This is a genomic window from Streptomyces sp. AC558_RSS880 (assembly GCF_019049255.1).
Taxonomy (GTDB): domain Bacteria; phylum Actinomycetota; class Actinomycetes; order Streptomycetales; family Streptomycetaceae; genus Streptomyces.
The window spans coordinates 1-24,979 of record NZ_JAGMUJ010000003.1; the positions used below are offsets into that span (position 1 = coordinate 1).

Here is a 24,979-nt window from a genome sequence, read left to right on the forward strand (position 1 = left end):
GGTGGTCAGCACGAGCACCTTCGCCGCGCCGTCGGCGGCGACGATCTCCCGCGTCGCGTCGATGCCGTTCAGTTCGGGCATGCGGATGTCCATGAGGACGACGTCGGGGGCGAGTTCGCGGACCCGCTCCACCGCCTCGCGGCCGTTGACGGCCTCGCCGACGACCTCGATGCCCGGCATCGCGTTGAGCAGGACCGAGAAGCCCTCGCGCACCATCATCTGGTCGTCCGCGATCAGGACCCGGATGGTCATGCGTCACCTTCGTTCACCGTGGCGACCGGCAGGAACACGGCGACCTCGTAGCCGCCGTCGTCGGCCGGTCCTGCCGTCATCTCACCGTTCAGCATGGCGACCCGCTCGCGCATGCCGGTGATGCCGTGACCGGCGCCGGGCGAGGGTTTGACGAGGCTCGGCTCGGGCGCTGGACCGTTGACGACGCGTACGCCGAGTCCGCCGAGGACGTACCCGATCTCGACGCGGGCGCTCGCGCCGGGCGCGTGCCGCAGGCTGTTGCTCAGCGCCTCCTGCACGATCCGGTACGCCGACAGCTCCACGCCCTGCGGCAGCTCCCGCACCGCGCCGGTCACCACCTTCTCCACCTCGAGACCGGCGTCGCGCACGTTGACGAGCAGGGCGTCCAGGTCGGCGAGGGTGGGCTGCGGGGCGTCCGGGGCCTCGTAGTCCTCGGCGCGGACCACGCCGAGGATGCGGCGCAGCTCGGTGAGGGCGGCCACCGCGTTCTCGCGGATGGTGGCGAAGGCGCGCTCCAGCTCCGGCGGCGGGTTCTCCACCCGGTAGGGCGCGGCCTCGGCCTGGATGGCGACCACCGACATGTGGTGGGCGACCACGTCGTGCAGCTCGCGGGCGATGGTGGTGCGCTCCTCAAGGAGCGTGCGCCGGGACCGTTCGTGCGCGGTGACGGTCTGCTGGGCGGTCACCTCCTGCTCGGCGGTGCGGCGGACGTGCCAGAGGGAGACCACGAGCAGGGCGAACGCGGACGTCACCATCATGGGCGCACTGTTCGTGGCGTAGTACGACCCGCCGAGGACGCCGTCCGAGAGGAAGGCGTACACGCCGGTCAGGACCCACATCCAGGCGGCGGTGCGGGGCCGGGTGCGCAGCGCCACGACGACCAGCACCGCCAGGTGGCCGACGAACGCGCCGGGCATCCACGGCCAGTCGCCCTGACCGCTCTTGATCACCGCGACCACCGGGGTCACCGCCAGGGACAGCCAGAACGCGCCGACCGGCCGGACCAGCGTGGTGAGCACCGGGAGCGCGCACAGCAGACCGATCAGCAGGGCCATCACGTCCCCGCCGGGCAGGCCGCTCGACAGCACGCCGGTCATCAGGGCGATCAGCGCCAGTACCCCCACCACCGCGTGCGGGAGGTGCTGCGCGGCCGACCGCGGCCGGGCGGGCAGCCGGCGGACGAACGGGCCGTCCGTGCGCCGGGGCGGCAGCGGGCGGTAGGCGAAGGGGTCGTGGAACAGGTCCTGGCGCAGTCCCCGCAGGGAGTTCCGGGCCAGCCGGTACTCCGGGCTGCGGGTCCCGGCTCCGTGCTGCTGCTGAGTCGTCTCGGTCACGCTCACACGGTAGGCCGACCGGGTGAGGGCGGTCGTCCCCGCCGAGGCGGGTTCCCGGGCATCCGTCTCAAGTACTACACGGGCCACGCCCGGGTCGCCTCTCAGTACCCGGAGGGGCGGACCAGCCCCGACTCGTACGCGAACACCGCCGCCTGGGTGCGGTCCCGCAGGCCCAGTTTCACCAGGATGCGGCCGACGTGCGTCTTCACGGTCTGCTCGGCCACCACAAGACGTACCGCGATCTCCGCGTTGGACAGGCCCTGTGCGATCAGCGCGAGCACCTCCGTCTCGCGTTCGGTGAGGTCGCCCACGCGCTGCTTGAGGGGGCTGCGGGGTCTGGCGTCCAGCCGGGAGAACTCGGCGATCAGCCGGCGGGTGATCCCGGGCGCGAGCAGGGCGTCCCCGGCCGCCACCACCCGCACCGCTTCAGCCAGTTGGTCGGCGGAGGCGTCCTTCAGCAGGAACCCGGAGGCCCCGGCGCGCAGCGCCTCGTACACGTACTCGTCGAGGTCGAAGGTGGTCAGTACGAGGACCTTGATGTCCGGGGTGGCATCGGTGATGAGGGCAGTGGCCTCGATGCCGCCGAGTTCGGGCATGCGGATGTCCATCAGGACGACGTCCGGGGCGAGTTCGGCGACCTGCGCGACCGCGTCCACTCCGTTCACCGCCTGGCCGACGACCTCGATGTCGGGCTGTGTGTTCAGCAGCACGGTGAAGCCCTGCCGGACCATCTGCTGGTCGTCGGCTATCAGTACGCGGATCATGCGGTGCCGTCCTGGGGAAGGGGGTCGGTGGCGGGCGGGGCGGTGGCGGGCGGGGCGGAGACCGGGAGGTAGGCGTCGACCTTGTAGCCCCGGCCGGTCCAGGGGCCGGCCGTCAGCCTGCCCCCCAGCATGACGGCCCGCTCCCGCATGCCGAGCAGCCCGTGCCCGGCGCCGGGGGACGGCGGCGCCTCCCGGTCCGGGCCGGTGTTGACGACCTTCACCCGCAGTCCCCGCGGATCGTAGGCCAGGGTGACGTGGGCGGTCGCGCCGGGCGCGTGCCGCAGCACGTTGCTCAGCGCCTCCTGCACGATCCGGTACGCCGACAGCTCCACGCCGGACGGCAGCGGACGCCGCTCGCCGGTGATCTGGGTGGTCACGGTCAGTCCGGCGGCGCGGGTGTTCTCCACCAGCGCCTCCAGCCGGTCGAGGGTGGGCTGCGGGGCGTCCGCGCGCTCGCCGGGGGCGGGGTGCTCGGAGCGCAGCACGTCCAGGACGCGGCGCAGTTCGGTGAGCGCCTCGACCGCGTTCTGCCGGATGCCGGCGAGGTTCTCCTTCAGCTCGTCGGGCGGGTCCTGGACGAGGTGCGGGGCGACCTGGGCCTGGATGGAGATCACCGACATGTGGTGGGCGACGACGTCGTGCAACTCCCGGGCGATACGGCTGCGTTCCTCGAGGAGGGTGCGCCGGGCGCGTTCCTCGGCGGTGAGCGTGGTCTGCCTGCCGAGTTCGGCGCGGGCCTCGCGGCGGCCGCGCAGGGCCGTGCCGAGCACGACGACGACGAAGAACAGGGTGACGGCGAGGTGGCCGGTGGGCTGGTAGTTCTGCCCTCCCACCAGCCCCTGGACGACATAGGTGAGCAGCGAGGTCAGCGCCACCGCCTCGGCCGAGACGCGGCTGCGGACCCGCAGGGCGAGCAGCAGCAGGACGAACAGGTGGGCGATCAGCCCGGCCGAGGTCCAGGGCCAGGTGAACTTGTACTCGCCGGGGGCCATCCGGGCGCGCACCGCCATCGCCCCGAACACCGTGACCAGGAGCGACAGCCACCATGCCGGCACCGGCCGTCGCAGCGCGAGCACCATCGCGCCGCTCTGCCCGAGCGCGATCAGCAGGGCGAGCCCGAGGCCCAGTCCGCCGTGGTCGTACAACTGGGCCAGGTCGCCGAGGAAGACACCGAACGCGGCCAGGCACACGAACCCGTGCGGCACCCAGCGCAGCCACACCGAAGGGGGCAGCGGGTCCACTCGCCAGGTCCACAGGTCGTCCCGCAGCACGCCCAGCCACCGCCGGACGTACCCCGCCCCCTTGTCCGTCACACGGTTCAGCCTAGACATGACGTACGTCCTTCGCCGTCGGCCGGTGGACACGGACCACCCGGGACCGTCCGCGCCGCCGCCCGCCCCCGCCCCGCTCCCACGACCGGAACGCCGCCCAGCAGACCGCGAGGGCGAGGACGAACACCGGCAGCCACACCAGGCGGGCGGCGACCCAGCCGAGGCCGTCGGGGACGGTGTGCAGGCCGGGGAGGCGGCCGGCCAGGAGGCCGGTGGCGGTGGTCGCCATCAGGGCGGACTGGTGCCAGAGGAAAATCGTCATCGCGGAGAGGTTGACCAGCGCCACCGCCGCCCACGCGACGGGACGCCGCATCGCGCCGCGCAGCCGGTCCCGCAGCAGCAGCGCGAGCCCGCACTGGGCGAGGCCGAAGGTGACGGCGGCCAGCGTCGGCGGGTTGAGGTTGGAGACACCGGCGCCCGGGACGCCGACCATCGACGCCGGGTAGCCGGCCCAGGCGACGAGCGCGGCCGTGGCGGCCGTACCGGAGAGCAGGAGGATCCAGCCGGACCTGCGGCGTTCCAGCTCGCCGCGCGTCCAGGCCGCGCCCAGGGCGTACGGCACCAGCCAGCCGGCCGCCAGGTTCAACCAGCCGAGCCAGGCGGGCGCGCCGAGGCCGAAGCGGAGCAGGTCGACGTGGAGGACGACGGCGAGCGGCCACAGCGGGTGGAGGCGGGCCAGCAACGGGGTCGCGGCGGTGAGTGCGGCGAAGACCAGCAGGAACCACAGCGGCGACAGGGCCAGCTTCACCAGCGTGCGGACGGTCGCGTACTCGGCCCCGGAGAGCAGCAGTACGGCGGTGACGGCCGTCCACAGGAGGAGGACGGCGACGACCGGCTTGAACAGCCGGACCAGCCGGCCGTGCAGCCAGCGGCGGTACGGGATGCCGCGGGCGCGGGACGAGGCGTACCCGCGGGTCGCCACATGGCCGCCGACCAGGAAGAACACGGCGAGGGTCTGGAACGCCCAGGACACGGGCGCCAGCCACGGCAGGTGCTGGAGCGGGCTGGCCGTGTGCAGGGTGCGGCCGTCCGCGACGAGGGCGGTGACCAGCCAGTGGCCGAGGACGACACCGAGGACGGCGCCGGCGCGCAGGGCGTCCACGGCACGGTCGCGATGGTCCGGGGTGGCCGCGTCGACGCGCTCGGCGGCGCCGCGTACCACGGCTGTGAGGCGGCTCATGAGGTCACCTCCGGGGTCTCGCCGAGGACGATCCGGGTGAGGTTGGCCAGGGAGGTGGAGCCGGGGGCGAAGTAGTCGCTGTGACCGCCGTCGCCGGCCGCGAAGACCCGGGCGCCGAAGGCCGGGGAGACGGGGTCGGTGCCGAAGCCGACGGTGGTGCCGAGGACGTCGACGCTGAGGTGGGGGACGTTCCCGATCCAGTCGTCGGCACCCCGGGCGGCCCAGACCCGGGCCCGGGTGCGCAGGGCGGCGGCGGTGTCGGCACCGGTGCCGGGGCTGCCGAGGAGGGCGATGTCGTCGACGTCGAGTCCCCCGGCGGCTTCGGCGCAGACGACGGAGCCGTAGGAGTGGCAGAGGAGGGAGACACGGGCGCGCGGTCCGGCGACGGCCCGCACGTCGCTCACCGCCTCCCGCAGTCCGGGGGCGGCTTCCTCCGCCCGGTCGGTGGTGGCGACGGTGGTGCTGACGGTGCCGGGGGTCTCGTAGCCGAGCCAGGCCACGACGGCCGTCCGCGTACCGGCCGGGGTCTCTCGGGCCAGCCGCTCGTGCAGGGCGAGGGCTGTCGCGCGGAACCGGCCGTAGGTGTCGATGCCGGTGTCGGAACCGGGGACGAGGACGGCGACACGGTCGGCGTGCGCGAGGTCCCCGAGCACCTCGGTGACCAGCCCGGACCCCCGCCCGTCGAAGTACAGCAACTGCCGCCCGGCCAGCGCGCGATCGGCGTCGGCCCGCCGCCGGTCCCCGTACGCGTCGGCCATACGGGCGGCTTCCTCGGCGTTGGCCCGGTTGGCGGCGTAGATCGCGTCAAGGCTCGCTGCGGAAGGCCCCGCGAGCACGACAGGCGGAGGCGCGGGCACCTGCGCCCGAGCCGCCCCGGCCAGCGGTACGGCCACGGCCCCGGCGACAAGCAGCGCGAGAGCACTACGCCGCCACCGTGCACCGCGGGCAGTCGTGTCATCGTTCCCGCGGACAGTCGTGTCGTCGTTCCCGCGGGCAGTCGTGCCGCTGGGGCGGCACGGGTGGGCGATGGGGGTCCCCCCGCTCGAGCGGAGCCGAGAGTGGGGGAGGCACCCCGCAAGCGCCGGGCCGCGCGACCCACCCTCGGCCGACCCCAACGCGGGGAACCCCTCACGCTCGCGCACCATGCCGCCGTACCTCCCCCTCCGCCCGCCCATCGGGCTTACTGGAAAGGGAAGTTACGGAGCCGCGTGTGTAACCCACGTCCCGCCTGGGGACTCACCTGAGCGGTAGCTCTCAGGTACTACGGGTATGACCGGGCGGCGCCACGAGGGTGCTCACCAGGCGAGCTGGGCAATCTCCTCCGCCACCACCGCACACGCGTCCGCCACCGGATCGATCAGCGGAAAGTGCCCGACGTCCTCCAGCAACGTCAGCCCCACCACTTCCCCGGCCTTCGCCGCCGCCTCCGCGTACGCCTCGGCGACCGCCTGCGGAACCACGGTGTCGGTACGTCCCTGCACCAGGGTGGTGGCGATCCCGGTGGGCAGCAGCACCCCGGGATCGGCATGCGGCCGGCGCTCGGCGAAGTGATCGTCGCCGCCCAGCAGTTGCCGCACCGCGCCCCCGCACACATCCAGCTTGTCGGCGATCTCGAAGTCCGCGATCGGGGCGAGGACGACGACGCCGCGCAGCGGCGCGGGCCCGTCCGTGCGCCAGGGGGAGCCGGCCGGCAGGACGTGCCGCGCGGCGGCCCACAGCGCCAGGTGGCCACCGGCCGAGTGACCGGTGAGCACGACGCGCCGCGGGTCGGCCCGCGGCACGTGCTCCCGCACCAGCGCCGGCAGCGCGTCCAGCGCGGCGGCGACGTCGTCGAAGGTGTCGGGCCACCGCCCCGCGACCGGATCACCGCCGCCGGACTCCCCCGCCCCGCGCCGGTATTCGACATTGGCCACGGCGAAGCCCCGCCCGGCCAGGAACGCCGCGAACGGACTGATGTGACGCCGGTCGTACGACGCGCGCCAGGCACCGCCGTGCAGCACGACCACCACCGGAGCGGGCCCGCCCTCGGCACGCGGCGCGTAGAAGTCGATCAGCTGGTCCGGGTCGTCGCCGTAGGCCACCGTGGCGTCGGGGTCGACGGGCGGGTGGGAGAAGGCCGACTCCTCCTCGGCGGCGGCCCGGGCGGCTGCGACGTCGTCCGTCATGCCTCAACCTCTCAGCGATACGAAGTACGTGACGGACCATGCGGGAACGCGGCCGTTTGGCCGGGACGGTATCAGCACGCCCACGTGCGCCGACATGGGGATGTCACGCTCGGTCAGCGGGCCCGGGAGCGACACCGTACGGCGTCACCCCCGGCCCCCGCCCGCGCCGGTACCTACGCCAGCACCTCCGCCAGCACCCGCGCCGCCCGCTCCACGTCCGCGAACCCGACGTACAGCGGGGTGAAGCCGAAGCGGAGCACGTCCGGGTGGCGGAAGTCGCCGACCACGCCCCGCTCGATCAGCCGCTTCATCACGTCACCGGCGTCCGGGCAGCGCAGGGCGACCTGGCTGCCCCGCTCCCCGTGCGCACGCGGGGTCACGCATGCGACCCTGCCCCCGGGGACGTACTCCTCGACGCACTCCAGGAAGAAGTCCGTCAGCGCGAGGGACTTGGCCCGCACCGCGTCGATCGTCACCCCGTCCCAGACCTCGAGGGCCGCCTCCAGGGCGAGCATGGAGAGGATGTCCGGGGTGCCGACCCGCCCGCGCACCGCGCCCGCCGCCGGTTCGTACCCGGGGCGCATGCCGAAGGGCTCCGCGTGGGAGTTCCAGCCGGGCAGCGGGGAGTCGAAGCGGTCCTGCAGATCCGCGCGCACGTACAGGAACGCCGGTGAACCGGGGCCGCCGTTCAGGTACTTGTAGGTGCAGCCGACCGCCAGGTCCACGCCGTGCTCGTCCAGGCCCACCGGCAGCGCGCCCGCGCTGTGGCACAGGTCCCAGACGACGTACGCCCCCGCCGCGTGCACGGCGGCCGTCAGCGACGGCAGGTCGTGCAGCCGGCCGGTGCGGTAGTCGACGTGGTTGAGCAGCACGGCGGCCGTACGCCCGCCGAGCGCGTCGGGGATCTCGGCCGGGGGCACCGGACGCAGCGTGCAACCGGTCATCCGGGCCGCCGACCCGGCGATGTAGCCGTCCGTGGGGAACGTGGTCGCGTCGACCACGATCTCGTCCCGCCCGGGACCCCCGTCGTCCGTCGGCCGTGCCAGCCGTACCGCGCCCACCAGTGCCTTGAACACGTTGACGCTGGTCGAGTCGCCGACCACGATCTGTCCGGCCGCCGCGCCGACCAGCGGCGCGATCCGGTCACCGATCCGTTCCGGCGCCGTCCACCAGCCGCCCTCGGTCCAGGACCGGATGCGCAGCTCGCCCCACTGCCGGCGCACCACGTCCTCGACCCGGCCGGGGACGGCGACCGGCAGCGCGCCCAGCGAGTTGCCGTCGAGGTAGACGACGTCGTCGAGGACGAACTCGGCGCGTTTGGCGGCCAGTTCGTCGGAGGCGTCCAGCTTCTCGGCCTTCATCACGAGCTCAGACATACGACCTCGCCGTCCACAGTTCGGGGAACACGCTCTTCTGCGCCCTTTTCTCCAGCCAGGCCACTCCGGCGGACCCTCCCGTACCGGTCTTGGCGCCCATCGCGCGCCGGGTGGCGACCAGGTGGTCGTTGCGCCAGCGCCACACCAGTTCGGCGACGTCGGTCAGCGTCTCGCCGAGGCGGGCGACCTCGTCCCGCTCGTCGCCCGCGTAGACGGCCGTCCAGACCGCCTCCACCTCCGCCGACGGCTCGTACTTCCGCGACACGTCGCGCCGCAGGACGTCCTCCGGGATCGCGTGCCCGCGCCGGGCGAGCAGCCGCAGCACCTCGTCGTACAGGCTCGGCTCGTACAGCGCCTTCTCCAGCTCGGCGTGCACCCGCGGCGCGCCGCGGTGCGGGACCAGCATGGACGCGGACTTGTCGCCGAGCAGGAACTCCATGCGCCGGTACATCGCCGACTGGAAACCGGAGCCCTCGCCGAGGGCGCCGCGGTAGGAGTTGAACTGCGCCGGGGTGAGCCCGCTCAGCGGCTTCCAGGAGGCGTTCAGCGCCTCCAGCTCCCGCCGGGACCGCTTCAGCGCGTCGACCGCGGTCGGGATGTCGTCCTCGCGCAGCGCCTTCGCCGCGGTCTCCCACTCGTGGACGATGACGGTGAACCACAGCTCCATGACCTGGGTGGTGACCAGGAAGACCATCTCTCCGGGATCGTCGGAGAGGGTGTGCTGGAGGTGGGTGAGGACATCGGCCTTGACGTAGTCCTCGTAAGGGGTCGTGCCCTGGAAGTCGAGATGCGGGGTCTCGGGCTGCTCGTGAGCCTCGTGGGACATCGCTGTCTCCTGTACGTGTACTCCGGGTAGCGGTCCGCCCCTGCCGTTACCGGCACGGGGGCCCCGGTCCCCACGGTGCATCCTGCGCAATCGTCCCCCACGACCGCAAGGCCCGCCTGCTCACAGACGGGCCCCGGGAACATCACAGGTCAGCCGGCCGGCCGGTCAGCCCAGGGCCTGGGCCGCCGTCGGCGAGGAGTCCTTCAGGAACTGCGAGCAGCGCTCGTACTCCTCCTGTTCGCCGATCGACTGCGCGGCGCGGGCCAGGGCGTGCAGGGCGCGCAGGAAGCCGCGGTTGGGCTCGTGCTCCCACGGCACCGGGCCGTGGCCCTTCCAGCCGTTGCGGCGCAGCGCGTCCAGTCCGCGGTGGTAGCCCGTACGGGCGTACGCGTACGACTCCACGACGCTGCCCCGCTCGAAGGCCTCGTCGGCCAGCTGCGCCCAGGCCAGCGAGGAAGTGGGGTGCTGGGCGGCGACATCGGCGGGCGAGGTGCCGGACGCGAGCAGCTCGCGCGGACCGGGGTCGTCGGGGAGGTGGGTCGGGGGCGGGCCCCCGAGGAGGTTCTCGTGAATCGACATGGGTCCAGTCTCGTACATCAGCGGGGCCGGCTCCCGTCCTCCTCCCCCGCTTCCAGCGGAGGCACCGCCACGCTGCCGTGGGTGTGGCACTCGGGGTGCTTGCAGTCGGGTGCCGGGCGGCGCACGGTCGCCCAGGCGATCGCCGCTCCGACCACCAGGACGCCCGCGCACAGGACCATCGCCCGCCGGAACGCGTCGTCGAAGGCGTCGGGGAGCCGGTACGCCTCCGGGCCCATCCCGGCGAGCAGCGGCAGCGCCGCCACCGCCACCAGGCCGGCCGCGCGGGCGGCGGCGTTGTTGATGCCGCTGGCCAGTCCCGCCCGCGCGGTGTCCACGGAGGCGAGGACGGTCGCGGTGAGCGGCGCCACCAGGGTGACCATGCCGAGGCCCAGCACCAGCAGCGCGGGCAGCACCTCGGCGGCGTACGAGGCGTCCGGGCCGACCCGCAGCATCAGCAGCATCCCGGCCGCGCACAGCAGCGGTCCGACGGTGAGCGGGACGCGCGGGCCGATCCGGTCGCCGAGTTCACCGGAGCGGGCGGAGAGCAGCAGCATCAGGGCGGTCGTGGGCAGCAGGGCCGTACCGGCGGCGAGCGCGGACCAGCCGACGACGACCTGGAGCTGGAGCGCGGCGAGGAAGAAGAACCCGCCGAACGCCGCGTACACGCACAGCGTGACCACGTTGACCGCCGAGAACTGGCGGGAGGCGAAGATGTCCAGCGGCATCATCGGGTGCGGGCGGTGCTTCTCGACGAGCACGAACGCGACCGCGGCGGCCAGCCCGGCGACCGCCGTGACCGCGACCAGCAGGGAGCCCCCGTCGGCCTCGATCAGCGCGTACGTCACCAGCGCGAGGGCGATCGCGCCGAGCGCGGCGCCGAGGACGTCGAACCGGCCCTCTGCCTCCCCGCCCGCCGACTCCGGGACGTGGCGCACGGCGACGGGGGCGCACAGCAGGGCGAGCGGCACGTTGAGGAGGAACACCCAGCGCCAGCCGGGCCCGTCCACCAGCCAGCCCCCGACGAACGGGCCGACCGCCGCGCCGATCCCGCCGAAGCCGGACCACAGGCCGACCGCGCGGCCCCGGTCGTCGGGGTGGAAGGAGGCCTGGATGAGGGCGAGCGAGCCGGGGGTGAGCAGCGCCCCGCCGACGCCCTGGAGCGCGCGGGCGGCGATGAGGATGCCGGCGTTCGGGGCGAGGCCGCACAGCAGGGACGCCGCGGCGAACCACAGCACCCCGACGACGAACACCTTCCGCCGCCCGTACCGGTCGCCCAGCGCTCCGCCGAGCAGGATCAGCCCGGCCAGCGTGACCATGTAGGCGTTGACGGTCCACTGCAGCGCGGCGAGGTCGGCGTCGAGGTCGCGGCCGATGCGCGGGAGGGCGACGTTGACCACGGTGGAGTCCAGCAGCGCCATGCTGGAGCCGAGGACCGTGGTGAGCAGGACCCACTTGCCCTGCGGGGAGGACAGCCGGACGTCGGGCATGCGGCGAGCATACGGAAGAGCCCGGCACCGCGTGCGGTACCGGGCTCCCGTGGAACGGGGTGTTACTTGAGGCGGGTGCCCGTGGAGCGCAGGTTCTGGCAGGCCTCCACGACGCGGGCCGACATGGACGCCTCGGCCAGCTTGCCCCAGGTGCGCGGGTCGTAGGTCTTCTTGTCGCCGACCTCGCCGTCGACCTTCAGGACACCGTCGTAGTTGCGGAACATGTGGTCCGCGACCGGACGGGTGAACGCGTACTGGGTGTCGGTGTCGATGTTCATCTTCACGACGCCGTTCTCCAGCGCGGTGAGGATCTCCTCCGGGGAGGAGCCGGAGCCGCCGTGGAAGACGAAGTCGAACGGCTGGGAGCCGGCCGGCTTGCCGTACTTGGCGGCGACGCCCTCGTTGAGCTCCTTCAGCAGCTCGGGACGGAGGACGACGTTGCCCGGCTTGTACACGCCGTGCACGTTGCCGAAGGACGCGGCGAGCAGGTAGCGGCCCTTGTCGCCGAGGCCGAGGGCCTCCGCGGTGCGGACGGCGTCGTCGACCGTGGTGTAGAGGGAGTCGTTGATCTCGTGCGAGACGCCGTCCTCCTCGCCGCCGGTCGGGGTGATCTCGACCTCCAGGATGATCTTCGCGGCGCGGGCGCGCTCGAGGAGCTCCTGGGCGATGGACAGGTTGTCGGCGAGGGTCTCCGCGGAGCCGTCCCACATGTGGGACTGGAACAGCGGGTTGCGGCCGGCCTTGACGCGCTCCTCGGACAGCGCGAGCAGCGGACGGACGTACCCGTCGAGCTTGTCCTTCGGGCAGTGGTCCGTGTGCAGGGCGATGTTGACGTCGTACTTCTCGGCGACGATGTGCGCGAACTCGGCGAGCGCGACCGCGCCGGTCACCATCTCCTTCTTGTGCTGGCCGCCCAGGAACTCGGCGCCGCCCGTCGAGATCTGGACGATGCCGTCGCTCTCCGCCTCGGCGAAGCCGCGCAGTGCCGCGTGCAGGGTCTGGGACGAGGTGACGTTGATGGCCGGGTAGGCGAACTTCTCCGCCTTCGCCCGGTCGAGCATCTCGTTGTAGACCTCGGGAGTTGCGATGGGCATCTGTCCGCTCCTTATGCGTGCGGTGTGGCGTACTGCGTACGGTCGGCCCTGACCTGGAACCTTGGATGCGACGTCATTGTCGGGGCCATCTTCCCAGACTTGCCCGCCCGGTCGACGGCGCAGGTCAAGTCGTTATGCGGAGGATGTCGAGGTGCCGGGGAGGCGCCTGGGAGGTGCCGGGGCGCCCTGCGGCCCCGGTGCGCGGCCTCGGCGCGGCCTCAGTCGAGGCCGAGCTCGTCCTTGGCGTAGGCGAACAGGTACGGCACCCCGGCGCCCTCCTGGATCTTCTCGGCGGCGCCGGTCGCCCGGTCGACGATCGTCGCGACGGCCACGACCTCCGCCCCGGCCTCGCGCACGGCCTCGACGGCGGTGAGCGGGGAGCCGCCGGTGGTGGAGGTGTCCTCGACGACGAGGACGCGGCGGCCCGCGATGTCCGGGCCCTCGACGCGCCGCTGCAGCCCGTGCGCCTTGGCGGCCTTCCGCACGACGAAGGCGTCCAGCCTCCGGCCCCGCGCGGCGGCGGCGTGCAGCATGGCGGCCGCCACCGGGTCGGCGCCCATGGTGAGCCCGCCCACCGCGTCGAACTCCAGCCCGTCGGTCAGGTCCAGCAGCACCTGCCCGACCAGCGGGGCGGCCTCGCCGTCGAGGGTGATGCGGCGCAGGTCGACGTAGTAGTCGGCCTCCAGACCGGAGGAGAGGGTCACCTTGCCGTGCACCACGGCCTTGTCCTTGATCTGCTGCAGCAGCGCGCCACGTACTTCGCTCATGACAGCCAGCTTAGAGGCGGGTCCAGGTCCAGGTGGTCGAGGCCTCCAGCGGCTCCAGGGGGGTGACCAGGCGGGGGTGGGTGTTCAGCCCGTCCGGCGGCCCGGTCTGCGGTTCCACGCAGACGGCCTCCCGCTGCTCGTCGTAGACCACGACCCACTCCTCCCGGCTGGTCACCTTCAGCTCCAGCCGCCCCGGCCAGGTGAGGGTGACGTCGACGCCGTCGGGCATCCCGAAGCAGTCGTCCCACGGCCCGGGCTTCGGCTCGATCCGGCGCCCCGTCGGCAGGTGGTCCGCCCCGCGCTCCTCCTGCCAGGCGGGCGCGAAGTCGATCGCCACGTCCTCGCCGCCGAGGTCGCGGTTGAACCACGGGTGCCAGCCGATCTGCGCCGGGAAGGACGACTCGTACGTCTCCACGCTCATCGTCAGCGTCAGGGAGTCCCCGGTCAGCGCGATCTGCTGGGTGACGCGCCCGGGGTACGGCCAGGGATCGACGAGGTCGTACGTGAGCACGGCCTCGTCGGTGCTCGTGCGGGCGGTGCGCCAGGCGGCGTCGCGGGCGGTGCCGTGGATGGCGTTCGGCGGCGCGTTGAGCGGCATCTGGTGCACGGTCGCGCCGTCCCGGAACCGTCCGTCACGGATCCGTCCGCACCAGGGCACCATCGGGAAGCACCCGAACCGCTCCCCCTGCCGCAGCAGCTCGACGCCCCCGACCCGCAGCCCTCCGACCCGCCCGCCGTTCCCCGGCAGCACGGTCACCTCCGCGTCACCCGCGGTCAGCGTGATGTCTCCGTTACTCACGCGACGACCCTACTGGGGTGATCAAGAGGACGCCGCCCCACCGACTCCCCGTTCCCGCGGGCAGTCGTGCCGCAGGGCGGCACGGGTGGGCGGTGGGGGTACCTCCCGCTCGAGCGAAGTCGAGAGTGGGGGAGGCACCCCGCAAGCGCCGGGCTGCGCAACCCCCCACCACCTCAGCGACGTCTACGAAGCGCCCTGATCGCGACAACCGCCGAGGCGACCGCCAGCGCCGCCGCCGGCGCGGCCCAGCGCAGGGGCGTCGCGGAGGCGACGGTCTGCGGAGCGGGAACGGGCGCGTAACGCCCGCGCGGCGGCGCGTGGTCCACCTCCTCCGCACTGCGGCCGATCATCGTCCGCCGAGCGTGCGCCGCCTCGGCGACGGAGTCGTCGTCCTCCTCCTCGAGGGAGGGCGACGGGATCTCCGCGTCGAAGACGGACGGGACGTCCGCGTCCGGAGCGGCTGGCGGGACGTCCTCCACGCCCGGAGCGGCCGGCGGCGGAGCGTCATCCGCATCCGGCGTGGTCTCGAAATCGGTCGTGGCCCGCGGTTCGAAGTCCCCCGTCGACAACAGCTCGGGCGACTCCGGCCCGGAGCCCCGCTCCGCCGCGTCGGCCCCCAGGTTCTCCGCGAAGCGGTCCAGCAGGCGGGACACCGCCGAGGCCACCGCGTCCGCCGGAAAGTCCATGATCCGGCCGTCGGCCGTCGCCGTACCCTCGACCGTGAGAGTGGTACCGCCCTCCACGGACCGCAGCCGCACCCGCAGCGCGAGCCGCACCGAGCCGCTGCCGCGGGTCTCCGCCGCGTCGCCCTCGACGGCGTAGGAACCGTCGTCCCGCGCGGACACCCGTACGGCACCCCGGTAGGTGACGGAGTGGCTGCCGACGCGGATCTTCAGCCGGCCGGCGACGGGATCCGCACCCGCGTCGTGCTGGAGCCCGGGCACCGCCCGGGCGACCCGCGCGGGGTCGTCCAGCACCTCCCTGAGCCGCTCCGCCTCGACCGGAACGAACGCCTCGTGCTCCATGAGTGCGGAGCCTACCCACGCGACGCCGAGCTGCACCTCCGTCGGCGGGAAGTCGCGGCGCGTCGGCGCGGAACGCGGTAAGGGGCTCAGTCGGTGTACCGGGGGTGCACCAGTGTGGACGGCGGCAGACCGGTGACCCGGGTGCGCTCCGCCGCCCGGACGTCCGCCGCGAGGGAGGCGTCGGTGAGCGTGCGCGGACGCGGTCCGGCGGGGTCGAGGCGCGGCTCGGGCAGGCCGCGGGCGGCCAGGACGAACCCCCAGTCGCGGTGGGCGTGGGCGGTGGCCGCGGTGCCCCGGTCGGGCCCGGCGGCGAAACCGGCCCGTCGGCCGCTCACCCGGTACGCGGCGGTCCGCAGTCCCGCCGCGCGGAGCGTCGCGTCCACCGTCCAGAAGTCGCGGGGGCGGGACTCCACCGCGCCCCCGTGCACCACGAGCCGCCCGCCGGGCGCCAGTACCCGCCGGGCCAGCCCGTAGAACTCCTGCGCGTACAGCTTGGTGCTCGCGGTGATCCCGGGATGCGGCAGGTCCGAGACGACGACGTCGTACGCCGCCGGGGGCGCCCCGCGCAGCCAGTCGAAGGCGTCCGCGGTGGTCACCCGCACGCGCGGGTCGTCGAGGGCGTGCGCGTTCAGCGCGGACAGCGCCGGATCGCGGCGGGCCAGCCGCACCACGCCCGCGTCGATCTCGACGACGTCGACCCGGCGCACGCCGGTGTGGCGCAGCACCTCGCGGACGGCCAGCCCGTCACCGCCGCCGAGGACCAGTACGCGGGTGTGCGGCCCGTGCATCGCGGGGTGCACCAGCGCCTCGTGGTACCGGAGTTCGTCCCGGCCGCTGACCCGCAGCCGTCCGTCGAGGAACAGGTTCAGGGGCCGCCCGTCCCGCCCGCCGGTGAGCAGTACCTCCTGGACGTCGGTCTGCAGGGCCACGCGTACGTCGGAGCCGTACATGGCGTGCCGGGCGGCCCGCTCGAAGTCGTCGACGAGAACGGCGGCCGAGGCGAGGACCACGAGCACGCACGCGTTGGCGGCCGTCAGCAGCCGGCGGGCGCGCCGCGTGAGGTCCTGCCGGAACAGCCCGAGCACCAGCGCACCGCCGACGACCGCGTTGACCGCGCCGGTGATCAGCGCGCCGGTCAACTGGCCGAGCAGCGGCAGGAGGAGGAAGGGGAAGGCGAGCCCGCCGACGAGCGCGCCGACGTAGTCCGCGGCGGACAGGTCGGCCACCGCGCCCCCCGCGTCCTGCCGGCGGATCCGCTGGATCAGCTCCATCAGCAGCGGCACCTCGGCCCCGATCAGCAGCCCGGTGGCCAGGGAGAAGGCGACCAGCAGCGCGCGCGGGCCGCTCGCCCACACGCCTCCCCAGTCACCCGTCCAGGCGAACACGGCGTACAGCGCCATCGCACTGCATCCGCCGACGAGGGCGAGGACCGCCTCGACGGCGCCGAACCCGGCCGCCGCGTGCCGCCGCAGCCGTTTCGCGGCCAGGGATCCGATGCCCATCGCGAAGACCATCACGGACAGCACGACCGACGCCTGGGTGACCGAGTCGCCCATCAAGTACGCGGCCAGCGCGACCAGTTCCAGCTCGTACACGAGTCCACAGGCCGCACAGACGAACACACCCGCGAGGACCAGGAACCGCCCGGTGCCCTGTCGCACCGGCAGCCGCAGCACGCTCCCCGCGTCGCCGGCGGGGCCGCCCGGCCCGTCCCAGGACTGCGCGGAGCCGGGCGGTGCGGGGGCCTGCGGTTCGATCACCTCAGTGACGTTACGTCACGCCTACACCGCACAACGTCACCCACACGTGTGGTCTTTGTTTACACCTGCCCATTATTGGTACGAGCAATGGCTTCCCCATGGGTACGGGCAATGGCTTCCCCGGCCGGCCTCACACCGCCGACCTCACCCGCACTCCCACCCTCGTCCGCGTCGCCACCAGCTGCCCGTCCTGCGGGTAGGCGTGCCAGGTCCGCCAGTGCACCTGGCCCTCATGGCACTGGGCGAGCATCGCCGTGAACGCGTGCGGACTGCCGGGGAAGACCCCGGCGAGACCCTGTGGATGGTCGGACACCAGGGCCAGCAGCTCCTGGGCACGGCCCGCGAAGGATCCCGGGGAGAGCACCTCCACCCGGGCGGCGAACTCGTACTCCCAGTCGTCCACCCGCTTGGCCACCCCCAGCGGAAGGGGCGTACTGCTGCCCGGAATGCACGCCACCGTCTCCGAGCAGAGTCCCCGCTCCTCCTCGAGCAGCACCTGGTGGGACGCCCCGAGCAGTCTCAACTGAACCTTTCTTCCGGCCAGTACGAGGTCGAGTGCGGCCAGCGCGGGAAGCGGCTCGCGCCCCAGGGCCCAGGCGAGGTCGGCCGCGCGCGTATCGGAGTAGGCGGTGTTCAGGGTCGTGAGCATGGATCGGCTCCGCAAGCACACAAGGAGAGGGAGATAAGGGGGTCCGCGCGCCCCGGTCGCACCGGAGAACTCGGCCCGTCAGGCCCGTCAGCCCGGTCACCCGGCCGGAAGAAGGGTCCGCGGGGAGTCCGAGGGCTGCGTCGGTGATTTATAGGCAATCATGAAATGTGGTGCCACCACAGCGTTTTTACCCAACTTCGTGGGCTTTCCCTCCCCTGGGGGGCTCCCCAGCTCAACTGTTCAACTCCGGCGCACACCCCGAGGTGATGGCGCACGCCGGTGCGCTGCGTCCCGGAACGTCACAGCGGGGCCCGCCCAGGTGCGGACCCCGCTGTCGCGGATGCGTCATCCCCCGTGGTGGAGGCGCGCTGCCCCGTGTCAGCCGCCTCCCCCACCGCATCCGCCGCCCCCGCAGGACGACCCGCCTCCGCAGGACGAGCCCCCGCCGGAGTCCGACGACGAGCCGCAGGACCCACTGCTGCCTCCGCCGCCCTCCCACCAGCTGTCACGGCCTCTGCCGCGACGGCCCGGACGACCGGCGTCCACCCGCCGCCCGGCCCTGCGGGCCGCGGTCACGACAACGCCGACGAGCAGAGCGAAGAGCACAACCAGGATGATGCCGATGACCATGACGTCACCCTCCTTCCGTTCCCCCGTGATCCCCCGAAGCGGCCCCCCGTGGGCGCCTCGCTCACGTGTGTGACCGGGAGATGCCCTCCGCCCGCGCGGCCCAAAGCAGAGTTGAGGAACTCCAGAGCTTCGGCGCAGGATGACCGCCATGACCTCCAGCGCGCGCCCCCTCCTGAACCGTCGGCTCGCCGAGTTCGGCACGACGATCTTCGCCGAGATGTCCGCCCTGGCCCTGCGGACCGGATCCATCAACCTGGGCCAGGGCTTCCCCGACACCGACGGTCCCGAGGAGGTCAGGGAGGCCGCCGTACGGGCCCTGCGGGACGGCCGCGGCAACCAGTACCCGCCGGGTCCCGGCGTCCCCGAACTGCGCACCGCCGTCGCCGCGCACCAGCAACGCCGTTACGGCCTCTCGTACGACCCCGACACCGAGGTCCTGGTCACCGCCGGCGCCACCGAGGCGATCGCCGCCGCGCTGCTCGCCCTGGTGGAGCCCGGCGACGAGGTGATCGCCCTGGAGCCGTACTACGACTCCTATGCGGCCTGCGTCGCCATGGCCGGCGGCACCCGCGTCCCCGTCACACTCCGCCCGCGCGACGGACGCTTCCGCCTCGACCTCGACGAACTGCGCGACGCCGTCACCGACCGCACCCGCCTGCTCCTGATCAACACCCCGCACAACCCGACCGGCACGGTCCTCACCCGCGAGGAACTGACGGCGATCGCCGAGCTGGCGGTGGAGCGGGACCTGCTCGTCGTCACGGACGAGGTCTACGAACACCTGGTCTTCGACGACGCCGAACACATCCCCCTGGCCACCCTCCCCGGCATGCGCGACCGCACGGTGACCATCTCCAGCGCGGGCAAGACCTTCTCCTTCACCGGCTGGAAGGTCGGCTGGGTCACGGCGGCCCCGGAACTGGTCACGGCGGTCCGCTCGGCCAAGCAGTACCTGACCTACGTCTCCGCGGGCCCCTTCCAGTACGCGGTCGCCGAGGCCCTCGCCCTGCCCGAGTCGTACTTCACCGGGTTCCGGGACGACCTGTGGGCCAAGCGCGACATCCTGGCGGCGGGCCTGGAGGAGGCGGGCCTGACGGTCTACCGCCCGTCCGGCACCTACTTCGTCACCGCCGACATCCGCCCCCTGGGCGAGACCGACGGCATCACCTTCTGCCGCGCCCTCCCCGAACGCGCGGGCGTCGTCGCCATCCCCACGGCCGTCTTCTACGACCACCGCGACATGGGCGCCCCCTTCGTCCGCTTCGCGTTCTGCAAGAAGCGGTCCGTGCTGGAGGAGGCATCCCGACGGCTCAAGGCCGCAGGGGCCCGCTGAACAGGAGCCGTCCCCGTGGTGCGGGCCGGGCACGGACCTTCGGAGGAGTCCGGTCCGGAGCCGTCGCCGCCGCCGGTGCCTTCGGAGCCGTCGTTGCCGTCCGACACCGCGGCGGAGGTGTCCTCGCCCCCGCCCCCTTCGCAGGCGGCCGGCAGGAAGCCCGCGGTGACGGCGGCGGTTCGTCATGGTGGGTTTCTTTCTCGTTCTTTCTCGTTCTTTCTCGTTCTTTCTCGGTGGACGGATGGATAGGGATGAGGAGGGGCGGGGACCGGTCAGCGGCGGAGGTCGGGACCCGGGGCCGGTGCCGGCGCGGGTACGACGGGGGAGGCGGTGGTCCGCCGGCGGTCCTCCTGGAGTGCCGCGGAGCGGGGCAGCGAGGCCGCGAGGAGCGGCTTGCGCAGGGCCTCGGAGCGCAGGGCGAACGTCAGCAGGAAGTAACCGATGAACCCGCCGAGCGAGTTGGCGACGACATCGTTGACGTCCACGGCCCGGCCGTTGTTCAGGGCGATGTACGACAGCAGTTGGGCGGCCTCGATGCCCAGGCTGACCAGCCCCGTCAGCAGGGTCGTCGCCTTCGCCGAGGTCGCGCGCCGGGACAGCAGGGGGAGGAGGAAGCCGGCCGGGATCAGCATGATGACGTTGGGGACCATGGTGATGTCCGCGACGATCAGCGGGATGAAGTTGATCTGCTCGATCCAGGAGGCCTGGTTGGCGTAGGTTCCCCAGGTCACGTTCAGCGGGAAGATCGTCAGGGACAGTACGGCGGCGGTGTAGACGGCGACGGCCATCTGGAGCAGGGCGCGGCGGACGTTCCACGCGTCCCGCCACACCTGGACGCCGGTGACGACGGCGAACACGACGAGCAGCGGGCCGAGAACGAGTGAGGAAGCCACTTCGAATCGGATGTCCATGAGGGGCGGGTCCTTCGGTCGGGGCGAGCGGGGCTGACGTGGATCAGCTTCGTTCCGGGACCGGGTCCGGCGGATCTCCCGAAAGATCCATTCCTCGGAGGACGACTACGACTTTCGGCAGAGGGGCCCGCGAGCGGGCCCGATTAGGGTGATCGCCATGTTCGGATCACCGCGTGCGGCGGCCGTCGGCCGGTTCGCCGGCGGCGCGCTGCTGCTCTGCGTCCTCGGCCTGGCCCTGCTGGTCGACGTCGGCGCCGGCACCCTCGGCAACCCGGGCACCGGCATCGTGCTGTACCTGTCGACGGGCGTGGCGGGGGCGGTGGTCCTCCCGGTCACGGGCATCCGGCTGCCCGGCGGGCTGCTGGCGTGGGCGGCCTGCGGCGCGGCCCTGGTGTCGCTGGCCTGCTCGGCCTGGCTCGGTGTGGCGGCCCGTGACGGCTCCTCGCTGGACAAGGCCTCCGACGCCTACGCCCTGTTCGAACCGACGGCCCTGATCGTGCTGCTGAACGTGACGGCGCGGCGGGGTTCCAGGGCCGGTACCGTCGCCGCCCTGCCGCTGCTGATGACGGCGGTCGTCCTGCGCCCGCTGGTGATCGAGGTGGACGAGGGCAGCAGCATCGTCGCGCTCCTCCTGACGCTGGTGGCCAGTGGTGCCCTGGCCGCCGGTCTCACCGGGCGGCTGGTCGCCGTGTCCCGCCGGCAGCGGGAGGAGCAGATCCGGCTCGAACAGCGGCTCGCCTTCGCCCGTGACCTGCACGACTTCGTCGCCCACCACATATCGGGCATCGTCGTGCAGGCGCAGGGCGCGCGGGCGGTCGCGGCCAAGAAGCCGCAGGCCGTGGGGGACGCCCTCGGGCTGATCGAGAGCACCGGGGCGGAGGCGCTGACCGCGATGCGCAAGATGGTCGGAGCCCTGCGCGAGGACACCGATCCGCACACCCGGGCCCCGGGCACCGACGGGATCCGCGCCCTGGTCGACGACGCCGTGCTGCCCGGCGCCCGGGTAGACTTCACCGAGACCGGCCCGGCCGGCGAACTGCCCGCGGACGCGGCGCACCTCGTGGAGCGCGTGGTCATGGAGGCGTTGACGAACATCCGCAAGCACGCCCGTGGCTGCACCGCCGCACGGGTGTCCCTGGACGTCTCGCGCCGCCGGGTGACCGCACTGATCACCGACGACGGCAGCCAGGCCGACGACGGCAGCCGAGGCGCGCAGGACGGCCGCACGGGCGGCGGCTACGGCCTGCGGGGCCTGCGCGAGGTGGCCGACGCGGCCGGTGGCACACTGACCGCGGGCCCCGCCCCCGACACCGCCTCGGACACCGGGGACGGCTGGCAGGTCGTGCTCCAACTCCCCCTCCCCCTACGGCAGGTGCGTCGATGACCATCCGTGTCCTTCTCGCGGACGACCAGACGATCGTCCGCACCGGCATGGCCATGATCCTGGCGGCCGAGGACGACATCGAGGTCGTGGCCCAGGCCGCCGACGGGGTCGCGGCGATCCAGCAGACCGAGCTGCACCGCCCGGACGTCGTCCTCATGGACATCCGCATGCCCCGCCTGAACGGCATCGAGACGCTGCGGCACCTGCACCGCCCCGGGGCCCCGCACACCCCGAAGGTCGTCATGGTGACGACCTTCGACGACGACGAGTACGTCCACCAGGCCCTGCACAACGGCGCCTGCGGCTTCCTGCTCAAGGACGCGGGCCCGCGACTGCTGGCCGAGGCGGTCCGTTCCGCCGCCTCCGGCGAGGCCCTGATCAGCCCGTCCATCACCGTCCGGCTGCTCCGGGAGTTCGCCCGCCCGGCCACGGCGACCGCCCCGGCCGCTCCCTCGCCGCTGTCCCAGCGGGAGACGGAGGTCGCGGTCCTGGTCTCCCGCGGGCACACCAACACGGAGGTCGCGGCCGCCCTGCACATCAGCGCGGGCACGGTGAAGACGCACCTCACCAACATCCAGAGCAAGCTGGGGGTCCGCAACAGGGTCGAGATAGCGGCCTGGACCTGGGAGTCGGGCCTGGCCCGCTGAGGGCCCGTGGACGGACTGGGCGTCGGGGGCGGGTGACGCGGGCTTTCCCCGAGTTTCCCTTCCAGGGACCGATCGCACACCCACCCGTCGGCTCAAACGGCGGCATGGAGACGGCTCCCCGATCGGCAGCTTCGGCACTGTCCGGGTTCCGGTGCGCGGAATGCCTTGTCGCAGTCTTCGCAGGTCTGGAAGGGGAGGACGGCGGGGCGTTCGTCGCGGTGCGCCGGTGAGAGGGGTGGGACGGGCAGCGGTGTCTCACGCAGGCGGTAGGCGAGGATGCCCGCCGGGCGGGTGCGTACGTGGATCACGCCGGAAGTCGGTGCTCCGGCGTCGGCGCGCAGGCGCGCGTTAGACTGCGGGTCAGCCATCGGGAAGGTGCTTTCTTCCTGATCGGTCAGGCCCTCGTTCCGGGACGGCGAATCCTGGGCGGGGGCCGCATCTGTCTGCGGTTGTCGCGGTGAACGTAACCGCCCGCGTCCCGCGCCTGCAAGCCGGTCACTCGCACGGGTGACGCCAGCCTCCCGGCGGGGAGGGTGGGCGGGTGGGTAGTTCTTTCCCCCGGTTCTTTGGGGAGGTCAGTGGCCCACCGGAACCTCGCGGACGAGGCACCGGCGGACCCGTACAAGGGCCTGCGACCGGTGCCCCGTTGACCCGGACGCGGTGACGATCGCCTTCAACTCGCCTCTATGAAAGCGACCCAGGAGACAGCGGGGGGCGGCCGTGCCGTCGTTCACTCGGTGTGGAGTCTGTCCACGAGGATGTCGATGACCAGCGGCGTCCGCGGGCCGAAGCTCAGCAGTACGCCGTCCTCCAGGCTCACGATGCGGCGGTTCGCGCCCGCCGGGGTTTCGCGGATGCCCGGGATGTCGACCAGGCCGTCGACGCCGCCCACCGACTCGAGGCCCTTGTCCATCATGAGGATCACGTCGGGCGCGGCGGCGACGAGGGCCTCGCTGGTGAGCGGGGTGAAAGGCCTGTCCAGGCCGCCCTCGACACCCGCGTCGACCCCGCCCGCCGCCTCGATCAGGGAATCCGCGCCGGAGCCCCTGCCGCCCATGAGGTAGACGGCCGCGCTGCCGCGCATGTAGAGGAAGGCGACCTTGGGCTCGCTGCCCTCGGGAACGGCCGCCCTGGCCGCCGCGAGGTCCTTCGCCATGCGGGAGTTGAGCGCCTTGCCCGCCTCGGGGACGCCCAGTGCCCCGGCGATGCGGGTCGTGCGCGTCGAGACGTCGGACAGCTCGGTCGCCGGGTCCAGGACCACGACCGGGACGCCCGCGTCGCGGATCTGGTCGAGGGCCTCGCTCGGGCCGGTGTCGGTGTCGGCGAGCACGACCGTCGGGCGCAGCGACAGCACGCCCTCGGCGCTCACGTCGTGCGCCTTGGTGACCTGCGGGAGCTTCTCGGCCTCCGCGAAGGTCGCCGTGATGTCCCGGCCCACCACCCGGTCGCCGAGCCCGAGGGTGAAGACGATCTCCGCGATGCCGCCGTTGAGCGGCAGGATGCGCGACGCGTCCCGCACGCGCACCGTGCGCCCGTCGGAGGAGTCGACCGTCACCGGCAGCTTCGGGGTGGGTGCGTCGCCCTCCAGTGGTACGAGGGTGTTCTTCGTCAGCTGCTTCTCCGCCGCGACCGCCCGCGCACCCGCGGAAGCCGGTGTGGTCCCGGAGGACGCCGTGCCGGTGCCACCGCCCGCACAGGCTCCCGTCAGCAGCGCGAGGGCCAGGGCCAACGGGGCCAGGACTCGCCGCCCGGGCGCCCCGGCCGGCCGTCTACCGGACATGCGCATCGCTCATCCCTTCGCACTCTCCCGCATCCCCCACAGTTGATCCATGGGAAGGTTAGGCTTACCTTACAAACTTATGGTGGGGGTGTTGCGTTGATTTCCTCAAGTCGCCTAAGTGGTACGGGTGTTGTCCGTTCCGCCGGGACGGCGGCCTCGGCCGCCCTGGTGCTGGCGGTGGCCTCACCGGCCGCCGCGGCGTCCTCGGCGACCGGCCCCGAGGGGCAGAAGCTCACCGTTTCCAAGAGCTCGGGGCTGGACCCGGCGGGCGAGACGGTCACCGTCTCCGGCACCGGTTACCACACCGAGAAGGGCATCTACGTCGCCTTCTGCGTGGACAACGGGGCGGGCAGGACCCCGACCCCCTGCGTCGGCGGCGTCGACATGTCCGGTGAGTCCGGGGCCTCCCAGTGGGTCTCCTCCAACCCGCCCTCCTACGGCGAGGGCCTCGCCAAGCCGTACAAGGGCGAAGGGCACGACGGCTCGTTCTCCGTGCAGATCAAGGTCCGCGCCAAGGACGCCAACACCGACTGCACCGAGTCCGGTGTGAAGTGCGCCGTCATCACCCGCAACGACCACACCCGGGGCGGGGACCAGAGCCAGACGGTGCGGATCCCGGTGACGTTCCAGGGCTCCGGATCCCCCACGGACACGTCGACGCCGGGCGCGACCGCCCCGGCGGGCACGACCGCCGGGGCCGCCACCGGAGGAAGCACCACCGGCGGCGGCACCGGCGGTTCGGACAAGACCGGGAACGGCCCCCTCGCCTCCACCGGCTCCACCGCCCTCACCACCGGCCTGACCGCGGCCGGCCTGGTCGCCGCCGGCACCGGTACCTGGCTGTGGGCGCGCAGGCGCCGGTCGGCCGCGCACGACGGCCGACCCTGACCTCAACACCACACTCCA

General features: G+C 73.1%; 23 protein-coding genes. 4 read left to right on the forward strand and 19 right to left on the reverse strand.

Annotated elements, in window-relative coordinates; genetic code table 11:
* From KUM38_RS00205 to KUM38_RS00285, 17 genes are all read right to left on the reverse strand, one after another.
* The coding region (locus KUM38_RS00205; protein WP_217127175.1) for a response regulator transcription factor at positions 1-252 on the reverse strand (252 nt) is incomplete at its 3' end.
* On the reverse strand, positions 249-1,586 hold the full coding sequence (locus tag KUM38_RS00210) for a histidine kinase (protein WP_308408867.1): 1,338 nt from the start codon (positions 1,584-1,586) through the stop codon (positions 249-251). The genes KUM38_RS00205 and KUM38_RS00210, both read right to left, overlap by 4 nt.
* Positions 1,587-1,687: 101 nt before the next feature.
* Complete coding sequence (locus KUM38_RS00215; RefSeq protein ID WP_217127177.1) at positions 1,688-2,350, reverse strand: response regulator transcription factor; 663 nt, start codon at positions 2,348-2,350, stop codon at positions 1,688-1,690.
* Positions 2,347-3,681, reverse strand: a complete 1,335-nt coding sequence (locus KUM38_RS00220) for a sensor histidine kinase (protein WP_217127178.1) — start codon at positions 3,679-3,681, stop codon at positions 2,347-2,349. The genes KUM38_RS00215 and KUM38_RS00220 overlap by 4 nt, the downstream gene beginning before the upstream one ends.
* Complete coding sequence (locus KUM38_RS00225) at positions 3,674-4,861, reverse strand: acyltransferase (RefSeq protein WP_217127179.1); 1,188 nt, start codon at positions 4,859-4,861, stop codon at positions 3,674-3,676. The genes KUM38_RS00220 and KUM38_RS00225 overlap by 8 nt, the downstream gene beginning before the upstream one ends.
* Positions 4,858-5,772 (reverse strand): alpha/beta hydrolase, encoded by a 915-nt coding sequence (locus tag KUM38_RS00230; protein ID WP_374227023.1) that lies wholly within the window; start codon positions 5,770-5,772, stop codon positions 4,858-4,860. Before KUM38_RS00230 ends, KUM38_RS00225 begins: the two co-directional genes overlap by 4 nt.
* A gap of 384 nt (positions 5,773-6,156) precedes the next feature.
* Complete coding sequence (locus KUM38_RS00235) at positions 6,157-7,026, reverse strand: alpha/beta hydrolase (protein ID WP_217127181.1); 870 nt, start codon at positions 7,024-7,026, stop codon at positions 6,157-6,159.
* A gap of 173 nt (positions 7,027-7,199) precedes the next feature.
* On the reverse strand, positions 7,200-8,402 hold the full coding sequence (gene kynU, locus KUM38_RS00240) for a kynureninase (protein ID WP_217127182.1): 1,203 nt from the start codon (positions 8,400-8,402) through the stop codon (positions 7,200-7,202).
* Positions 8,395-9,228, reverse strand: coding sequence for a tryptophan 2,3-dioxygenase family protein (locus KUM38_RS00245; RefSeq protein WP_217127183.1), 834 nt, complete (start codon positions 9,226-9,228; stop codon positions 8,395-8,397). Before KUM38_RS00245 ends, kynU begins: the two co-directional genes overlap by 8 nt.
* A gap of 165 nt (positions 9,229-9,393) precedes the next feature.
* Complete coding sequence (locus tag KUM38_RS00250; RefSeq protein WP_217127184.1) at positions 9,394-9,807, reverse strand: DUF3151 domain-containing protein; 414 nt, start codon at positions 9,805-9,807, stop codon at positions 9,394-9,396.
* A gap of 17 nt (positions 9,808-9,824) precedes the next feature.
* The gene (locus tag KUM38_RS00255; RefSeq protein WP_217127185.1) at positions 9,825-11,294 is read right to left on the reverse strand and encodes an MFS transporter; all 1,470 of its coding nucleotides are present in this window, start codon (positions 11,292-11,294) and stop codon (positions 9,825-9,827) included.
* Positions 11,295-11,356: 62 nt separating this feature from the next.
* Positions 11,357-12,388 carry a class II fructose-bisphosphate aldolase gene (fbaA, locus tag KUM38_RS00260; RefSeq protein ID WP_217127186.1) on the reverse strand — a complete coding sequence of 344 codons (1,032 nt, stop codon included), beginning with the start codon at positions 12,386-12,388 and terminating at the stop codon, positions 11,357-11,359.
* A gap of 218 nt (positions 12,389-12,606) precedes the next feature.
* A complete protein-coding gene (gene pyrE, locus KUM38_RS00265) occupies positions 12,607-13,155 on the reverse strand; it encodes an orotate phosphoribosyltransferase (RefSeq protein ID WP_217127187.1) in 549 nt (182 codons plus the stop codon).
* Between the two features lie 10 nt (positions 13,156-13,165).
* On the reverse strand, positions 13,166-13,954 hold the full coding sequence (locus KUM38_RS00270; protein ID WP_217127188.1) for an aldose 1-epimerase: 789 nt from the start codon (positions 13,952-13,954) through the stop codon (positions 13,166-13,168).
* Between the two features lie 173 nt (positions 13,955-14,127).
* Positions 14,128-14,979, reverse strand: coding sequence for an SRPBCC domain-containing protein (locus KUM38_RS00275; protein WP_217127189.1), 852 nt, complete (start codon positions 14,977-14,979; stop codon positions 14,128-14,130).
* A gap of 86 nt (positions 14,980-15,065) precedes the next feature.
* Entirely contained in the window at positions 15,066-16,739 is a 1,674-nt protein-coding gene (locus tag KUM38_RS00280; RefSeq protein ID WP_217127190.1) for a polyamine aminopropyltransferase, read from the reverse strand.
* Between the two features lie 130 nt (positions 16,740-16,869).
* Entirely contained in the window at positions 16,870-17,388 is a 519-nt protein-coding gene (locus KUM38_RS00285; RefSeq protein ID WP_217127191.1) for a DUF2617 family protein, read from the reverse strand.
* A gap of 769 nt (positions 17,389-18,157) precedes the next feature.
* On the opposite strand from KUM38_RS00285, the gene KUM38_RS00290 reads away from it, so the two are divergent.
* Positions 18,158-19,351 (forward strand): pyridoxal phosphate-dependent aminotransferase, encoded by a 1,194-nt coding sequence (locus KUM38_RS00290; protein WP_217127192.1) that lies wholly within the window; start codon positions 18,158-18,160, stop codon positions 19,349-19,351.
* Between the two features lie 272 nt (positions 19,352-19,623).
* Here the strand turns inward: KUM38_RS00290 and KUM38_RS00295 are convergent, their stop codons facing one another.
* Positions 19,624-20,262, reverse strand: a complete 639-nt coding sequence (locus tag KUM38_RS00295; protein WP_217127193.1) for a VanZ family protein — start codon at positions 20,260-20,262, stop codon at positions 19,624-19,626.
* A 157-nt stretch (positions 20,263-20,419) separates the two neighbouring features.
* Here KUM38_RS00295 and KUM38_RS00300 point away from each other — a divergent pair, with 157 nt between their 5' ends.
* Both KUM38_RS00300 and KUM38_RS00305 read left to right on the forward strand, forming a co-directional pair.
* A complete protein-coding gene (locus KUM38_RS00300) occupies positions 20,420-21,646 on the forward strand; it encodes a sensor histidine kinase (protein WP_217127194.1) in 1,227 nt (408 codons plus the stop codon).
* Positions 21,643-22,293 (forward strand): response regulator transcription factor, encoded by a 651-nt coding sequence (locus KUM38_RS00305; protein ID WP_217127195.1) that lies wholly within the window; start codon positions 21,643-21,645, stop codon positions 22,291-22,293. Before KUM38_RS00300 ends, KUM38_RS00305 begins: the two co-directional genes overlap by 4 nt.
* A gap of 730 nt (positions 22,294-23,023) precedes the next feature.
* Here KUM38_RS00305 and KUM38_RS00310 read toward each other — a convergent pair.
* The gene (locus tag KUM38_RS00310; RefSeq protein WP_217127196.1) at positions 23,024-24,079 is read right to left on the reverse strand and encodes a hemin ABC transporter substrate-binding protein; all 1,056 of its coding nucleotides are present in this window, start codon (positions 24,077-24,079) and stop codon (positions 23,024-23,026) included.
* A gap of 171 nt (positions 24,080-24,250) precedes the next feature.
* Here KUM38_RS00310 and KUM38_RS00315 point away from each other — a divergent pair, with 171 nt between their 5' ends.
* Positions 24,251-24,961 (forward strand): LPXTG cell wall anchor domain-containing protein, encoded by a 711-nt coding sequence (locus tag KUM38_RS00315; protein ID WP_254396467.1) that lies wholly within the window; start codon positions 24,251-24,253, stop codon positions 24,959-24,961.
* Positions 24,962-24,979: the final 18 nt, after the last annotated feature.

What these genes read in the sequence shown, in the direction of transcription:
- KUM38_RS00215 (WP_217127177.1), bottom strand. Translation starts at nt 2,350, where the DNA reads ATGATCCGCGTACTGATAGCCGACGACCAGCAGATGGTCCGGCAGGGC.
- KUM38_RS00220 (WP_217127178.1), bottom strand. Translation starts at nt 3,681, where the DNA reads ATGTCTAGGCTGAACCGTGTGACGGACAAGGGGGCGGGGTACGTCCGG.
- KUM38_RS00225 (WP_217127179.1), bottom strand. Translation starts at nt 4,861, where the DNA reads ATGAGCCGCCTCACAGCCGTGGTACGCGGCGCCGCCGAGCGCGTCGAC.
- KUM38_RS00235 (WP_217127181.1), bottom strand. Translation starts at nt 7,026, where the DNA reads ATGACGGACGACGTCGCAGCCGCCCGGGCCGCCGCCGAGGAGGAGTCG.
- kynU (WP_217127182.1), bottom strand. Translation starts at nt 8,402, where the DNA reads ATGTCTGAGCTCGTGATGAAGGCCGAGAAGCTGGACGCCTCCGACGAA.
- KUM38_RS00245 (WP_217127183.1), bottom strand. Translation starts at nt 9,228, where the DNA reads ATGTCCCACGAGGCTCACGAGCAGCCCGAGACCCCGCATCTCGACTTC.
- KUM38_RS00250 (WP_217127184.1), bottom strand. Translation starts at nt 9,807, where the DNA reads ATGTCGATTCACGAGAACCTCCTCGGGGGCCCGCCCCCGACCCACCTC.
- KUM38_RS00255 (WP_217127185.1), bottom strand. Translation starts at nt 11,294, where the DNA reads ATGCCCGACGTCCGGCTGTCCTCCCCGCAGGGCAAGTGGGTCCTGCTC.
- fbaA (WP_217127186.1), bottom strand. Translation starts at nt 12,388, where the DNA reads ATGCCCATCGCAACTCCCGAGGTCTACAACGAGATGCTCGACCGGGCG.
- pyrE (WP_217127187.1), bottom strand. Translation starts at nt 13,155, where the DNA reads ATGAGCGAAGTACGTGGCGCGCTGCTGCAGCAGATCAAGGACAAGGCC.
- KUM38_RS00275 (WP_217127189.1), bottom strand. Translation starts at nt 14,979, where the DNA reads ATGGAGCACGAGGCGTTCGTTCCGGTCGAGGCGGAGCGGCTCAGGGAG.
- KUM38_RS00285 (WP_217127191.1), bottom strand. Translation starts at nt 17,388, where the DNA reads ATGCTCACGACCCTGAACACCGCCTACTCCGATACGCGCGCGGCCGAC.
- KUM38_RS00290 (WP_217127192.1), top strand. Translation starts at nt 18,158, where the DNA reads ATGACCGCCATGACCTCCAGCGCGCGCCCCCTCCTGAACCGTCGGCTC.
- KUM38_RS00295 (WP_217127193.1), bottom strand. Translation starts at nt 20,262, where the DNA reads ATGGACATCCGATTCGAAGTGGCTTCCTCACTCGTTCTCGGCCCGCTG.
- KUM38_RS00300 (WP_217127194.1), top strand. Translation starts at nt 20,420, where the DNA reads ATGTTCGGATCACCGCGTGCGGCGGCCGTCGGCCGGTTCGCCGGCGGC.
- KUM38_RS00305 (WP_217127195.1), top strand. Translation starts at nt 21,643, where the DNA reads ATGACCATCCGTGTCCTTCTCGCGGACGACCAGACGATCGTCCGCACC.
- KUM38_RS00310 (WP_217127196.1), bottom strand. Translation starts at nt 24,079, where the DNA reads ATGCGCATGTCCGGTAGACGGCCGGCCGGGGCGCCCGGGCGGCGAGTC.